Here is a 13,377-nt window from a genome sequence, read left to right on the forward strand (position 1 = left end):
CACGATTATTTTCGGGAACTGATTCACCAGCCTATTTGTAAAAAATCTTTCTTCATTTCCAAATCAGATATTCCACCGCTCTAACTCACTGCTGATGAAGGCTGACCGCTCCTTAATGTATTCGCAAATCACTTCAGGCTCCCGGTCAAAGCAATCCATCTCTTCTTTCTTATATGGATCCTTCGCGACATGCGGCCTGATCTGCTCATACAGTGACATGACCTTCGGCTTCATATGTTCAATGGTAAACCGGGTCTGAAGCGTCTCTTCCAAAAGCCGTTTGTACGCTTTGCGGAAATACGGTTCATCCAGAAGCCTTGCAGTCAAGGTATTAAACCCTTGTATTCTGACATAATCGGCCTCCATCCGATCACCATGAATGTCTCTTCCCCACGTCGCATCGTAATCCCACGGAATGACTTCAAAAAGTCCCGTTTCATGATTCCGGTACAAAGCGTAATTATGGACAAATCCATCGTAGTTTGAGGTAAACACGATGCCCGCAAGCCACCTCAAATACTTATCGGCGTCCAAGTGTTTGACGATCTCCCCCTTGAACTCTGACTTCGGAACGGTATTAATTTTATAGATCATGTCCTGCAAGTATAAATCGTCTTCTTTCGTTCCCGTTTTCTTTTCATAACCAAGTTCGAGCGATGTTTTCGTATCCCGCTCCAGATCACTGACAAGGGAGAAATTGGCGTCGTCATCAACCGCGTAAAAAACAGCCCCGTCCGCCAAATTCCGTTTCGCCAGAAAATATTCATCCACTGACTCCAGCTCAAGATACACCCCCTCATGTCTGCCATTGATTTGCAGGGTTACGAAATTCGCCTTTGGTGACAGCGTCCCAAGCTCCGCGAAGAAATCGAGAGACAGCTTATTCCGCATCATCGACGGATCTTTGTATTCAGCGTTTAAATGTATCTCTTTCGCCCTGCGAAATGTTTTCGGCGAATAAAAAGCGATGTGATACGATTTTTTCTTAAAATCTCTTATATGAGAGCCGCGGTACGCCAGATCAATGTCAAGCCGTTTTTGATTCACTCTCAGCACCGCGGGCACCGGATCATCATCCCAAATGTCTTTTTTCAGCTCCATTAAGTCTTTCGGGTGAATAAACAGCTGGTATAGAGGCAATGTTGATTGGTCTTTCATCAGTAAACCTCCCTGTATTAATTTAGGCTGTGCTTTTTATATAAAACTCAGCGAATCACACATACACTTTTTTCATTCATGCGTACTATGTGGTAGTAAGGATCGCATCCTTAAAACATATATCATGAGGAGGTTTCAAAATGGGCCACTATTCCCATTCTGATATCGAAGAAGCAGTAAAGTCCGCAAGCACCGAGGGATTGGAAGATTATTTGTACCAAGAACCAAAAAGCAGTAAGAAGAGAAAATCTCGCAAGCATAAAAAATCCCGTTCTCACAAAAAATCTCGCAGCCATAAAAAATCGTGCCGCTCTCACAAAAAATCTCGCAGCCATAAAAAATCCCGTTCTCACAAAAAATCTCGCAGCCATAAAAAGTCCCGTTCTCACAAAAAATCTCGCAGCCATAAAAAGTCCCGTTCTCACAAAAAATCTCGCAGCCATAAAAAATCGCGCCGCTCTCACAAAAAATCTCGCAGCCGTAAAAAATCATGCCGGTCTCACAAAAAATCTCGCAGCCACAAGAAATCATGCCGCCGCAAGAAAAAACGCACGCAGAAAAAACCTTATCGTCCTCAGAAAAAAGACCCTTGCAAAAAAGACGATTACTGCAGCAAAACAGAGTACTGGAAAGACGGGAACATCTGGGTTGTAAAGAAAAACTACAAGTAACACCATTCGTAAATAGGCTGCCGGCTAAACGGAAGCCTTTTTCCTCAATCAGATATATGCCACGTGATAAGATATGCAGCCGGTTTTCTTTTGTTGTGTTTCCGAATTTTCTTTCTGTATAATCAGGTCATACGATAAAGAAAGGCGGCCGAAATCATGCATATCTTACGAGCAGACGAACTGAACGCAAAAGACACTTACAAATTGCTTTCGGGCACAGTCGTTCCCCGGCCGATCGCATTTGTCACTACGCGGTCATCCATCAACGGCGCCGTAAACGCGGCGCCCTTCAGTTTCTATAACGTTGTCTCCGCAGAACCGCCGCTTCTGGCCATCTCAGTCAGCCGCGCGGACGGTCGGCAGAAAGACACCGCGAGAAACGCACTCGCTCATCGGGAATTCGTCGTACACGTCAGTGATGAGTCCATTATTGAAGACATTAACAAAACGGCGGCAAGGCTTGATCCTGATGTCAGTGAGCTTGGCATGACAGACCTTTCTGTGACAGACAGCGCTTGCATCAGCGTTCCCGGTATAAAAGAAGCAAAAGTGAGGTTTGAATGTATACTCGAACGCCATCTTCCGTTCCAAAATGACAGCGGAGAAACGACGACAGACCTCATCATCGGCAGAGTCGTTTGTTTTCATTTGAATGACCAAGTATATGACGCCGATAAAGGCTACATACGGACAGATGAGCTGAAGCCTGCGGCAAGGCTCGCGGGGAATGAATACGCCAGACTCGGGAAGACATATACGCTTGTCCGCCCGACCTGAAGCAGGAACCATTATAATAGAAGAAACTAGTCAAAAAGACCCCTTTCGAAAGGGGTCTTTTTGAGTCTTTTACCATGTAACTCAGCCTAATGTCTTATAGAATGCCGAAACTTACAAGGCCATCACCCGTATGAAACGAGTGACACATTTTTAGGAGGCAGATGATGGATTTCATTCAGTTACTGATTTTTTCAGCCGTATTTATTTTGCTCAGCCTTATGTTTCAAGTATTTGCCGTCAAAGTTCTCAATATCGATTAATCGAAATCACACTGCTTATTACGGGCATCGCAGCGGTGACTTTTTTCAATGAAATGTACGTATTTGCGGGAGTTGTTTCTATTTTGCTGCAGCGGCATAATGGAATGGCGGCACCGGCGGGAGGAAAAGCAATATGTGTACGATTCGTTTTACGCGGGTCTTTCTGCCGCGCTTGGCGTGCTTATTTTTTTCATCAGTCAGCGTAGCTCTATACTCCTGCGGCCGCTCCGTCGCCGCGCGGGTCGGCCCCGCCTTTGAGAAAGCCTACTTCATCAATGACGATCGCTGCCGCATGGCCCATAAGCCCGTCAAAATCACCAACGGTCTCGACGCGGTGGCCGCTCTGCCTTAGAGCTTCTCTCGTCTCAGGGCTGATTCTGCTTTCAACCCTCAGCCCTTCATACTCCTCTCCCCATGTCCGTCCCCAGACCCAGCGCGGCTCATTGATCGCCTGCTGGGGGTCCATTTTGTAATCAATGATGCGCGTAATCATCGCTGTCTGAGTTTGCGGCTGGCCTTCTCCTCCCTGAGTTCCGTACAGGATGTGAGGCTTTCCTTCTTTACAGGCCATCGCCGGCATGAGGGTGTGGAACGTCCGCTTGCAGGGTTCAAGTGTATTGACATGGGATTCGTCCAGCGAAAAAAATGACCCGCGGTTTTGCAGCAGAATGCCCGTCTCCCCCGCTGTAACGGCAGATCCGAACTCGAAATAGAGGCTCTGAATAAAGGAAACGGCATTTCCTTCCGCATCGGCGACGGCGGCATAAGCTGTGTCGCTTCCGACCGGCCGGCTTACCGCCGGCGCAGCCACGTTACCGATTTCTTCCGCAAGCTGCTTTGCATACCGTTTATCAAGCAGCCGATCCAGCGGAATATGAGAAAATGCCGGATCAGTCAGCACTTCATTCCGGTGCTGAAAACTCTTCTTCAGCGCCTCGATCAGCAGATGATAATAGTCAAAGGAACCGTGTTCGATCTGAGAAAAATCATAGTTTTCCAATATATTGAGCGTCATTAAGCCTGTAAAACCCTGTGAATTCGGCGGAGCCTGATAGATTTTGCACCCGCGGTAATCGGAGGATACCGGGTTCGTCCACTCGCCGCGGTGGGCTTTAAAGTCATCAAGTGTCAGACGGCTGCCGTTGTTTTGCAAAAAGGATGTGATGCGTTGAGCGAGGTCTCCTTCATAAAAAGCGCTTCTGCCTTTCTCGGCAAGCTGCTCCAAGCTGGCCGCCAGATCCTTTTGGACAAACCGTTCACCGGGCATGGGCGCTTTTTTGTTTCTCGTATAAATGGCCGAGGTGTAAGGCGTCGAGGCTAAAAGAGCGAGATTGCGTTCTGTGTGGGCGCATTGGTCGGCAGAGACCGGAAATCCGTTTGCCGCATAATCAAGAGCTGGCTTCAGCACCTCAGCGAGCGAAAGACGCCCGTACGCCGAAAGCACGGCATCCCAGCTGTCCGCCATTCCCGGAACGGTAATGGCGCTTTCTGTCCCGCGCAGAGGGATCGCTTCTCTGCCCCGATACAAGTCTCTCGTCACATGCTTCCCTGAACGGCCGCTCCCGTTATAAGCTTTGATTCGTCCCGTTTCTTTATGGTAAGTGAGCCAAAATGAATCCCCGCCAAGGCCCGTCATATGCGGATACACGACTGCCAGACAGGCGCTGACCGCCACTGCCGCGTCAAACGCGTTTCCGCCCTTTTCCAGAATGCCGGCCCCCGCCTGAGAAGCGAGATAATGCGGACTGACGACCATTTGTTTCGTTCCGATGGTTGAAGTATTCATGGCAAGCCCCTTTACAAATTTTCTCAATTATAAAAATCGGCTTCGCGGCCATCCACATTCCTGAAAGAAAATCTCACACACTATTTACTTTTCGATAAGAAATAATTCTAAGTCATTACGTATCGAAAACAATAAAAATTTCTGCCTTCATACCGTAATGTTTCATGATACAATAATGTCTACCAAATGAAGGAAGGTGAAGCGGGTTGGAACATGAATACAGCATTCCGAATCTTGTCCTTGATGAAACGGATAAACAGATTCTTTCGATTTTGCACGAGGAAGGGAGGATTTCCTATACAGACGTAGGAAAGCGGGTTAACCTGTCGCGAGTGGCGGTTCAGCACCGCATTCAGCATTTACTGGATGCCGGTGTGATTGAAAAATTCACCGCTGTCATCAACCCGGCGAAAATCGGCCGCCATGTGTCCGTGTTTTTTAATGTGGAGGTGGAGCCGCAGTATTTGGAGGAAACCGCATTAAAGCTTGAAAAGGAACCGGCAGTGACAAGCCTTTATCATATGACCGGACCGAGCAAGCTGCATATGCACGGTATTTTCGCAAATGATCAGGAGATGGAAGAGTTTTTGACAAAACGGCTCTATACGCAAAAAGGCGTCGTCAGCGTCGACTGCCAAATGCTGATTAAACGGTATAAAAGCAGAACGGGCATGAAGCTGTAAGGAGGACATAGCCATGAGACATCCCTATTGGGACATTACGGCGGCGATGGTCCGAACGGGCATTTTCGGATTCGGGGGCGGCCCGTCGGTGATCCCGCTCATCCGCCATGAAGCCGTCGATAAATACAAATGGATAGATGATGATGAATTCGGAGAAATATTAGCAATCGCTAATGCGCTTCCCGGACCGATTGCCACAAAAATGGCTGCGTATCTGGGCTTTAAGCTGAAAGGCACGTTAGGCGCAATCGTGGCAACCCTTGCCCACATTCTGCCTACATATCTTGCTATGGTAGGCTTGTTTGCGGCTGTCAATGTCTTAAGCCACTCAGCAATTGTTGCCGGCATGATTGGCGCCGTAACACCGGTAATCGCCGTCATGCTCGGCATTATGGCGTACGAGTTTGGCCAAAAAGCGCTTAAAGGTTTCGGCTGGGTCACGGGCATCCTATTTTTCATCATCGCTTTTATCGGCCTGCAAACGCTGCAGATCAATCCCGGCTTTGTCATTATCATTTTCTTAGCGTACGGCGCGTTTCATTTTAAATTGAAAGACAAAATCACAAATAAACGTTCAAAAGATAAAGGAATGTCGGCCTCATGATCATGATTTATGTATTTATGGCGTTTTTTGTCGCAAACGCACTCGGATATGGAGGCGGACCGGCGTCAATCCCGCTGATGTTTGAAGAAGTCGTCAACAGATACAGCTGGCTCTCAAACGATCAATTCTCAAATATGCTCGCACTTGCGAACGCATTGCCGGGCCCGATCGCCACCAAAATCGCGGCGTATGTCGGCTACAGCGCAGGCGGGTGGCCCGGGTTCCTGATTGCGCTGATCGCCACCGTCGTACCGTCGGCGCTCGCATTGATCGTCCTCTTGCGCATCATTCAGCGCTTCCGCCAATCTCCCGTCATCAAAGGTATGACGCTGTCCGTCCAGCCTGTCATCGCCGTCATGATGCTCATTCTTACCTGGCAAATCGGCGCAGACGGCATCAAAGCGATCGGCTGGGTTCAAGCGATAGTGATTGCGGGGATTTCCCTTCTTGCCTTGACAAAATTCAAGATGCATCCGGCCTTCCTGATTATCGCGGCGTTTTTGTATGGAGGGCTTGTGGTTCCTCATTTATAAAGAAAAGCACCTGGACAGGTGCTTTTTGTTTCAGTCCCGATATGTTGTTCGATATAGATAACTGTTTCTTCGTCTATGCTTCTTACATGTGGTTCCTGTCATCCCCCCAGATGGCCTGATCAATAAAAAACATTTGCAGCCTCCCGGACTGCAAGTGTTACACGTGATTTTTCCGATAAAACGTTCGCAAAACATGCGTTTCAAGGTCAGCCAGACGGACAGGGATCGGCAGCCTGCTGTCTCGATTGATCATTTTCATTGTGATCTGATAGCTGCTTTCTAAATCAATGTTATGTCCGCAAGACAAGAAGATAGGCTTCACGTCCCAACGTGTCCGAAGCGCCCGGCCATATACCTCGCCGTCAATGAGAATATCGGTGTAGGCGCCGATTTTCGGCCGCTTCAATGATCAGCGGCAGCTCGCGAAACGCAAGAAAACCGGAAACATACGGCACGCTGATTTTCCCCATGCTGTGCACTTTTTCAATCACTTCTTTTGTATCAGCGTCAATCACGATGATACTGCATACGCCGTACGGTTCCCCGTCCTGCTCCCAATAAGCGAGGTCGACGCCTGCGCATGTGTTGACGGAGTCTGGATGGATGACGGGGGATAGGTTGATTTTATGTATTAGGGATTGTTGTGTTCGAATAAAATCCGATTCATCATTTAGATCAAAATCGTGAATTTGATGTATTTTCATTTCACTTATTTTCCTCGTTTTCATTTAAAATCGTCTTTTCAACTCAAGTTCTTCATTTCGATATACAGCGCAATAAAACTTCCATAAGGATAATCTCCATCCCAGCCACATGGAAAATAGCCCGCTTTATAAATTTTGAAAAGTTTTTCAAAAAAATTGTCTGTTTTCCCGCTTACTGCTCTATTTATTGCACAATTATTCAGATCTGCTACGATCTCTTCAAGAAAAGTATTAAATTCAGTCGTAGCACTTCTGACATTTTCCGAAAAAATTTTCAGAAGCATGTCTAGGTTTTGTGGTTTTTGATCATCGTTTAATTTATAAAATTTTCCCCATACCTCACTCATCTCGTTTTCTTTTATATCTTTCCACGCATATTCATCTTCACCAATTACATCTTCGTAAGCATAGTACTTAGCTTTTTCTTCATCATTAATAATTTTAGTAAAATAAGAGATATCATGTGATGCAACTGCTTTAAAGGTTTTGGAAAAATCAATAACTTCTTTTACCTGATTATGATAATGTCCGTATTTCATTACTTTATACACCTTTCCTAAGTACAACCGTAGGGTTACCAACTCTCCGGTAACCGGAACGCAGCCTAAAGCCAAATAAATTATTCAGAATTTACAAAACAGAAAACAACAATTCACCTATGAAAAAACCTTGAAAGGCTTCAGCAGCCATCAAGTTTAATTAATTTTTCTAACCATTCCCTCTTATAAGTCTAATCCTCAATTAAATCAATATAATATTCGTTATCATTGAGGAACTTTTTAAAAAAATCCTCTAACGACTCAGCTATTTGAGTGTCAAAATAAAATATTGGATTGTTTTCTAATTGTAAATCTATAGAAATATAAACACCCTCGTTTACTTCAAAAAAAATAAGTTTATTTTCATCATCATAAAGTTCATCTAAATCTGGGTCAAACTCAAAAATTCCTTCTCTTAGTCTAATGTCGGCTACTGCCCCTGGCCCCAATATCCTATTAATTGCATTATCACTTTCACCTTTAATAAAACCATAACCGACTTCTAAATATAATTGTTTTAAATCATTTGGAATATCTACTTTCATTCTTTGTTCAGCTTTTAATATATCCTCTTCAGGTACCTTATATGTTTTATTTTCTAAATGATTTATAAATTCAAATTTAGCCATGAACTATTTTTACCTCCTTGGAAAGCAAACATTCATTTTTCGTTCAGCTATTCCTGTTACATACAAAGAAGCACTTGATGCCTTAAGTGCAAATCAAGTGCTTGTCTTAACACCAATCCTATTCAATTGGCCCCATAAATTCAGTAATAATAAGAATATGTTCTCTTAATTTTACCTTTTCTAGATTCTCTACTTTTTCAGATCCACCTAAACCTAGTAAAGGAGTGTATCCGAAACATTCGTCATAATCAGGTTTACCGTATATTCTACTAGCTTCAGGATAAGGTTCCCACATTAATTCATCATTCATAAAATCATTATCTTTTAAATCATCAAAAAAGAAATCAAATCCAGATGAAACAACATGAACATGCCCTTTTCTAAAATTTAATAAATTAACGTATTTATCTTTTTCCCATACTATAATATCACCCATTGAGGTGGTGAAAATAGGAATCGCTTGCTCGTACCTCATATAACATCTTTCTAAGATATCTAAATACTCGTCTGGGTTAATAACTTTTAAAAAACCGTTTAATAATGTTCCCAAACCATATTTATCCCATACTTCTATCAGTTCTGCAGGAAGTTTGTCTTTATATCTTAAAGTAATTCTTTCATCAACTGTATCGTATTTAATATAGTTCTCAAAGGTATCCAATTAAGATGCCCCCTTTTGTTATTGGGTCAACTTTACATTCAAATAAGTATTCTTTATTTCTGCAGGTGACATATTCTCTGCCGTTTTCCTAATTTGCTGATCAACAATATCAATTCTATATTTCCATTGTGATCCTAAGGAGGAATTAACTCTTTTATCCCCTAAACCACCAATACTGTCTGCCCTTCCTCCAGCTATTTGATCTGGATTGTGAAGCGCTGCTTGTGTGTCCATCCAATCTGAAGCTTGTTTAGTCGCATCAGCTCTTGAGAGTCCTTGCTTTCGTAGTTCAGCAATTTTATCTTTAAGCGCTTCTTGTCTAGCCATTTTTTGAGCAGAATTTCCTTCTATCGCTCTACCTTTAGCAATATATCTTTCTCTATTTTTCAAATATTCGTTAACTGTTAATTCGTTCATTCCTTTTTCTTGATTTTTTAGTTGTCTTGCAAATTCTTCAGGATCATGTTTTATATTTCTCTTAAAGTTCACTTCAATTTCACTTATTCTAGGTACATCATCTAAATGCCTTACATTACCCGTACCCTTGGTGCCTTTACCACTACCCGCCATCTTCACAATCCCAAGATCTTTCACAGCTTTGGTTTTCACATCAGCATGAATCATAAAACGGTTCAGCGCATTATGCAGAAGAATCAGTGGCAATGCCGGGTTAAGGTGAAAAAGCGCAAGAAGAATGGGCAGCCATATGCCGTGGCCGAGAATATATTAGATCGAAACTTTCAGTATGATCGCCCTCTGGAAAAGCTAGTAACGGATATCACATATTTGCCTTATGGGCAGAAACAATTGTACCTTTCCAGTATATTGGATTTATACAATGGAGAAGTGATTGCTTTTACGATTGGCGATAGACAGGACACAGACTTTGTCTTACACACACTTGATCAGCTGCCCGCACTGCCAGAGAACTGCCTGTTACATAGTGACCAAGGTTCTGTTTATACATCTTATGAGTATCAGAAAGCTGTTAAAACAAAAGGCATTACCATGAGCATGTCCCGCAAAGGGACGCCCGCTGATAATGCCTCCATCGAATCGTTTCATTCCTCACTAAAGTCTGAAACGTTCTATCTTAACATTGATCGAACTACGACGGCCATCGTAGAACGCACTGCCATAGAATACATTCATTATTATAACAATATTCGTATTCAAACGAAACTAAACAGCCAATCGCCGATACAATATCGGCAATTGGCTGTATGAAGGTGTTTTGATCCCTGTCTCAAAAACAGGGGTCAGTCCCAATATAACTACCTGCTTTTTTAGTTAAATTTTATTACTAAAGTTAATTTCTTTTACAAGGATAGCTTCGTTTCCGTACTCTTCAATGTCGGCCTTTAGCCAACCGCTTTCCTCTTCTCTATATTTATGAAATCTAAGTGTCGCAAAACCTTCATCAATACTTATAATCACAACAAATTTATGCTCAGGAAATTTTTCTTTTAAATGTTGTTCCCAACCGTCTACTACCTGAAACGCATAAAGTGAAATCTCTTCATCAGACAAATCACTGTTGTCTAAATAATCGTTTATGCGGAGCTCATTACACGATGCTTCATACCCCGTTTTATCCCCGTACATTTTCAAAATTCTATTCCAATTTATCGTTGTATTATCAGTTAACTCATACTCTAGATCTAGAATATAGCAATCGTCTACTTTAACTATATTAGGTGAAATAATATCCTTTAATTTAGATAGGTCAACTTTATTTGCATTACTCCGATCTTCAAGTCGTTCTTTTAGTCTTTTCATATTTTTATTTGTATATTCCATATATAATCTTCACTCCTATACTAAAATACAGGATCCTCACCTAAAAATTTCAATCCCTTATTTATAGCTTTCTGAACACTCTTGTCTTTAAGTACTTTTTGAATTTTGCTAGGTGCATCTTCACCTGTTTTTTGGTCATAAAACTTTTTTGTTTCTACATCGAAATACCATTTTTTATTATTTGGCTCGTGATAGTGAATTTGACCTTCTCTTTGCCCTGGATTTGGGTTTTCAATGTCTATTCTTTCTGTCTTCCCATTTTGCCATGTTGTCTTACTTGCAATTTGAGTTCCATTTTGACCGAAAAGTTTCTTACTATTCCCGCCACCACTACCCACCATCTTCACAACCCCAAGATCTTTCACAGCAGTCGTTTTCACATCAGCATGAATGATTGGGAAAGTTGCGCCATCCGGTGTGACAGTCTTGTGGACACGAATTTTTACATTCGTCGGGACTTTGAATTCTTTTACTTGGTCTAGAATCTTTTTCCCTTTTTCAACTTTTGATGCTTGTGGCGATTTTGCAAGCGGTATGCCTTTGTTTACATGCTTCGCCAATGCACCGGCTCCAACCAAACTCAGCGCAGCTTCCAGTGCCCCTTGCTTCCGCTTCTCCTCGGACACTTTGTTTCCGAACATATCCCGGCCTGTGACGGCTTCTGTGAATCCGTTTGAGGCGACAAGGCCGTATGCGCCCATTTCAGTCATTTTGAGAATGTCTAAGGATTTTCCGGTTTTATAGGCATCTAAAGCATGTTCTGCGGCAATGACGGTTTTTCCGGTTTTGTAAATGGCTTTTCCGCCTTTGAAAGCGCGGCCCGCCCAGCCGACGACCGGTATGAATCCGGCGGCGGCCATCGCTCCTGCTGTGACGCGTTCTGCGGTGGAGAGTTTTTCTCCGGTCACCGGATCAACGCCTTCGGCTGCTCTTTTATAATCATAATAGCCGGTGACTTCGCCGGTAAAGTTGCAGATGCCGTCCCATGTTTTTTCGTACCATGGTTTATTGGCTTCTTCTTCAGCCTTTTCCTGAAGCCGTCTTGCTTCAGCCTGCTGGGCTTTTGCGTCAATATAGTCCGTTCCCTGTTTTTCTGTCGCCGTGACGCTTTTGTAGATTTCATTGCTGTGGAAGGCTTTTTTGTCATAGTACATAGGGGATGCGCTTTTCCCGTTGCTGGTGGCCTGCATGAGAACAGAATATTTGCTGAGCACTGCGTTGTCCAGAGATTCTAAGTTTTGATATTCAGCAGTCAGGGATTCATCAAGCGTATCGACTGCCGTGATTGTGTCACGTCTGGTTTTCTGGGCATCGCCCATTTTATCAGCGTAATCATCCAGCGTATATGTGTCGAGATGAATAATATCGCTGATGCCTGACAAAATTGAATCGATTTCTGCTTTATGAGCGGAGACAATCTCTGAAGCTTTCAAATCCGCGTTGGGCAGCTCATGCTCCAAAAATGAAGTCTCCACATATGTATCGCTGAGTTCTTGATCTTTAATGTCACCTGAAATGCCATTTAAAAACGCAATTTGAGCAGAGACTAGCGTCAGCCAGCTGTCGGCGATTTCCGCTTGTCCCTGAAAAAAATCTTTTATATTGTCTGCGCCTTTCCCTTTCAAAGCATCACCCAGATCGGCCACGCCTTGAAAGGCTTGTTTGAGCGCACGCAGCTGCTCTTCAAGGGCTTCGTATTGTTTCTTTCTCTTATCTGCTTCGTCCGTTAACGATTGTGATTCAAACACTTTGCTCATCGGCAAGTCCTTTCTTTCGTTATTTTACGGCGATCGCCTCGTCCTGTTCTTTCAAAGAATCTACGTTGTCTTTAACGTCCGCGATATTCTTATGAACGGCCTGCTTGTATTCGCTGATCATCGATACAAGCTTTGCCTCGCGGGATTGGTACTTGGAGGTATAGTCGAGCTTGTTTTTTCCGTTTGAACCGGCGTTCCCGATCGAAACAGCCTCCAAAGCGCTGCTGACGGATTCAAGCTGCTTCATGACGGTTCCGTATTTGAGTTTTATTTCTGCCATTAAAACCAACTCCAGCTTCTTTTGATTGATTGTATTTTTTCTCCGACCGTGTCAAGGGCTTCTTCTCCCAGCGTCAGCAGGTGCTCTGCCTCTCTCGCAATGCTTCTGGCGGCAAGGAGCCCTCCTTTTTCAATTTCAAGCTGTGTCATCTTTAAGCCGATTCGGTAAATATAACCGTCGTATTTGTCTGTGACGATTCTGTATGCTTCTGTATGGGCCTGATCGCGCCGGTCATCAAATTCTTCAGCAAAAGTGCCGGTCCAATGATGGTCCAGGTGCGGCCTGAGGATGTCCCTGATTTCAGATACGCCCTCTTCCTGCAGAGATTCTATCTCTCTTTTCGCTTCTTTTAATTTATCAATTTGGTGTTCAACCTCGCCCAGTTTATGGCTGATCGTGCTGTTAATATAGCTTAATGTGCTTGAATGGCTCATCTGTTTTCACCTCGTCTTACGCAAAAAGTCGTACAAAAAGCACAGACTTTTCCATACTATATTTCCATATATTATATTTTAAAATAGACAGAAAGCAGCTT

15 protein-coding genes and 3 pseudogenes are annotated in these 13,377 nt (G+C 43.6%); 7 read left to right on the forward strand and 11 right to left on the reverse strand.

The window, feature by feature from the left end:
- Positions 1-63: 63 nt before the first annotated feature.
- Positions 64-1,158 (reverse strand): CotH kinase family protein, encoded by a 1,095-nt coding sequence (locus JNUCC21_RS18890; RefSeq protein WP_025285385.1) that lies wholly within the window; start codon positions 1,156-1,158, stop codon positions 64-66.
- A gap of 140 nt (positions 1,159-1,298) precedes the next feature.
- On the opposite strand from JNUCC21_RS18890, the gene cotG reads away from it, so the two are divergent.
- From cotG to JNUCC21_RS18905, 3 genes and pseudogenes are all read left to right on the forward strand, one after another.
- Positions 1,299-1,829, forward strand: coding sequence for a spore coat protein CotG (gene cotG / locus JNUCC21_RS18895; RefSeq protein ID WP_194266089.1), 531 nt, complete (start codon positions 1,299-1,301; stop codon positions 1,827-1,829).
- Between the two features lie 156 nt (positions 1,830-1,985).
- Positions 1,986-2,606: a flavin reductase family protein gene (locus JNUCC21_RS18900; RefSeq protein ID WP_012118614.1), complete on the forward strand. Its 621-nt coding sequence runs from the start codon at positions 1,986-1,988 to the stop codon at positions 2,604-2,606.
- A 164-nt stretch (positions 2,607-2,770) separates the two neighbouring features.
- Positions 2,771-3,064: pseudogene (locus tag JNUCC21_RS18905) on the forward strand (hypothetical protein); the annotation flags it as partial.
- A 10-nt stretch (positions 3,065-3,074) separates the two neighbouring features.
- On the opposite strand, the gene ggt reads toward JNUCC21_RS18905, so the two are convergent.
- Positions 3,075-4,652, reverse strand: coding sequence for a gamma-glutamyltransferase (gene ggt, locus JNUCC21_RS18910; RefSeq protein WP_072589648.1), 1,578 nt, complete (start codon positions 4,650-4,652; stop codon positions 3,075-3,077).
- A 206-nt stretch (positions 4,653-4,858) separates the two neighbouring features.
- On the opposite strand from ggt, the gene JNUCC21_RS18915 reads away from it, so the two are divergent.
- Genes JNUCC21_RS18915 through chrA form a run of 3 tightly spaced genes read left to right on the forward strand, consistent with a single transcriptional unit; the run spans position 4,859 to position 6,472 of the window.
- Positions 4,859-5,335 carry an Lrp/AsnC family transcriptional regulator gene (locus JNUCC21_RS18915; protein WP_007407537.1) on the forward strand — a complete coding sequence of 159 codons (477 nt, stop codon included), beginning with the start codon at positions 4,859-4,861 and terminating at the stop codon, positions 5,333-5,335.
- A gap of 13 nt (positions 5,336-5,348) precedes the next feature.
- Positions 5,349-5,939, forward strand: a complete 591-nt coding sequence (chrB, locus tag JNUCC21_RS18920; protein WP_369878404.1) for a chromate efflux transporter subunit ChrB — start codon at positions 5,349-5,351, stop codon at positions 5,937-5,939.
- Positions 5,936-6,472 (forward strand): chromate resistance efflux protein ChrA, encoded by a 537-nt coding sequence (gene chrA / locus JNUCC21_RS18925; protein ID WP_015240730.1) that lies wholly within the window; start codon positions 5,936-5,938, stop codon positions 6,470-6,472. Before chrB ends, chrA begins: the two co-directional genes overlap by 4 nt.
- Before the next feature lie 157 nt (positions 6,473-6,629).
- Here the strand turns inward: chrA and JNUCC21_RS18930 are convergent.
- The 5 genes and pseudogenes from JNUCC21_RS18930 to JNUCC21_RS18950 all read right to left on the reverse strand — a co-directional run bounded on the left by JNUCC21_RS18930 (position 6,630) and on the right by JNUCC21_RS18950 (position 9,629).
- Positions 6,630-7,176: pseudogene (locus JNUCC21_RS18930) on the reverse strand (endonuclease V).
- Between the two features lie 38 nt (positions 7,177-7,214).
- Entirely contained in the window at positions 7,215-7,715 is a 501-nt protein-coding gene (locus JNUCC21_RS18935; RefSeq protein ID WP_060562463.1) for a hypothetical protein, read from the reverse strand.
- Between the two features lie 191 nt (positions 7,716-7,906).
- Positions 7,907-8,344 (reverse strand): SMI1/KNR4 family protein, encoded by a 438-nt coding sequence (locus JNUCC21_RS18940; RefSeq protein WP_065180286.1) that lies wholly within the window; start codon positions 8,342-8,344, stop codon positions 7,907-7,909.
- Positions 8,345-8,462: 118 nt separating this feature from the next.
- On the reverse strand, positions 8,463-9,005 hold the full coding sequence (locus tag JNUCC21_RS18945; RefSeq protein WP_047936265.1) for a T6SS immunity protein Tdi1 domain-containing protein: 543 nt from the start codon (positions 9,003-9,005) through the stop codon (positions 8,463-8,465).
- Positions 9,006-9,023: 18 nt separating this feature from the next.
- Positions 9,024-9,629 (reverse strand): polymorphic toxin type 15 domain-containing protein, encoded by a 606-nt coding sequence (locus JNUCC21_RS18950; protein ID WP_223255044.1) that lies wholly within the window; start codon positions 9,627-9,629, stop codon positions 9,024-9,026.
- Here JNUCC21_RS18950 and JNUCC21_RS18955 point away from each other — a divergent pair.
- Positions 9,621-10,232 (forward strand): annotated as a pseudogene (locus JNUCC21_RS18955) (IS3 family transposase); the annotation flags it as partial. The gene JNUCC21_RS18950 and the pseudogene JNUCC21_RS18955 sit on opposite strands and share 9 nt — an antisense overlap.
- Before the next feature lie 63 nt (positions 10,233-10,295).
- Here JNUCC21_RS18955 and JNUCC21_RS18960 read toward each other — a convergent pair.
- Genes JNUCC21_RS18960 through JNUCC21_RS18975 form a run of 4 tightly spaced genes read right to left on the reverse strand, consistent with a single transcriptional unit; the run spans position 10,296 to position 13,276 of the window.
- Positions 10,296-10,805 carry a hypothetical protein gene (locus JNUCC21_RS18960; protein ID WP_043020921.1) on the reverse strand — a complete coding sequence of 170 codons (510 nt, stop codon included), beginning with the start codon at positions 10,803-10,805 and terminating at the stop codon, positions 10,296-10,298.
- Between the two features lie 20 nt (positions 10,806-10,825).
- Positions 10,826-12,562: a ribonuclease YeeF family protein gene (locus JNUCC21_RS18965; RefSeq protein WP_150941477.1), complete on the reverse strand. Its 1,737-nt coding sequence runs from the start codon at positions 12,560-12,562 to the stop codon at positions 10,826-10,828.
- Between the two features lie 19 nt (positions 12,563-12,581).
- Positions 12,582-12,842, reverse strand: a complete 261-nt coding sequence (locus JNUCC21_RS18970) for a YwqI/YxiC family protein (RefSeq protein WP_007407543.1) — start codon at positions 12,840-12,842, stop codon at positions 12,582-12,584.
- The gene (locus JNUCC21_RS18975) at positions 12,842-13,276 is read right to left on the reverse strand and encodes a DUF5082 family protein (protein ID WP_072589651.1); all 435 of its coding nucleotides are present in this window, start codon (positions 13,274-13,276) and stop codon (positions 12,842-12,844) included. Before JNUCC21_RS18975 ends, JNUCC21_RS18970 begins: the two co-directional genes overlap by 1 nt.
- Between the last annotated feature and the right edge of the window lie 101 nt (positions 13,277-13,377).

The organism is Bacillus sp. JNUCC-21 (assembly GCF_041222765.1).
Taxonomy (GTDB): Bacteria; Bacillota; Bacilli; order Bacillales; family Bacillaceae; genus Bacillus; species Bacillus velezensis.

Excerpts from the sequence above, each read along its gene's own strand:
- JNUCC21_RS18890 (WP_025285385.1), bottom strand. The coding sequence starts at position 1,158 with ATGAAAGACCAATCAACATTGCCTCTATACCAGCTGTTTATTCACCCG.
- cotG (WP_194266089.1), top strand. The coding sequence starts at position 1,299 with ATGGGCCACTATTCCCATTCTGATATCGAAGAAGCAGTAAAGTCCGCA.
- JNUCC21_RS18900 (WP_012118614.1), top strand. The coding sequence starts at position 1,986 with ATGCATATCTTACGAGCAGACGAACTGAACGCAAAAGACACTTACAAA.
- ggt (WP_072589648.1), bottom strand. The coding sequence starts at position 4,652 with ATGAATACTTCAACCATCGGAACGAAACAAATGGTCGTCAGTCCGCAT.
- chrB (WP_369878404.1), top strand. The coding sequence starts at position 5,349 with ATGAGACATCCCTATTGGGACATTACGGCGGCGATGGTCCGAACGGGC.
- chrA (WP_015240730.1), top strand. The coding sequence starts at position 5,936 with ATGATCATGATTTATGTATTTATGGCGTTTTTTGTCGCAAACGCACTC.
- JNUCC21_RS18935 (WP_060562463.1), bottom strand. The coding sequence starts at position 7,715 with ATGAAATACGGACATTATCATAATCAGGTAAAAGAAGTTATTGATTTT.
- JNUCC21_RS18940 (WP_065180286.1), bottom strand. The coding sequence starts at position 8,344 with ATGGCTAAATTTGAATTTATAAATCATTTAGAAAATAAAACATATAAG.
- JNUCC21_RS18950 (WP_223255044.1), bottom strand. The coding sequence starts at position 9,629 with ATGATTCATGCTGATGTGAAAACCAAAGCTGTGAAAGATCTTGGGATT.
- JNUCC21_RS18960 (WP_043020921.1), bottom strand. The coding sequence starts at position 10,805 with ATGGAATATACAAATAAAAATATGAAAAGACTAAAAGAACGACTTGAA.
- JNUCC21_RS18965 (WP_150941477.1), bottom strand. The coding sequence starts at position 12,562 with ATGAGCAAAGTGTTTGAATCACAATCGTTAACGGACGAAGCAGATAAG.
- JNUCC21_RS18970 (WP_007407543.1), bottom strand. The coding sequence starts at position 12,842 with ATGGCAGAAATAAAACTCAAATACGGAACCGTCATGAAGCAGCTTGAA.
- JNUCC21_RS18975 (WP_072589651.1), bottom strand. The coding sequence starts at position 13,276 with ATGAGCCATTCAAGCACATTAAGCTATATTAACAGCACGATCAGCCAT.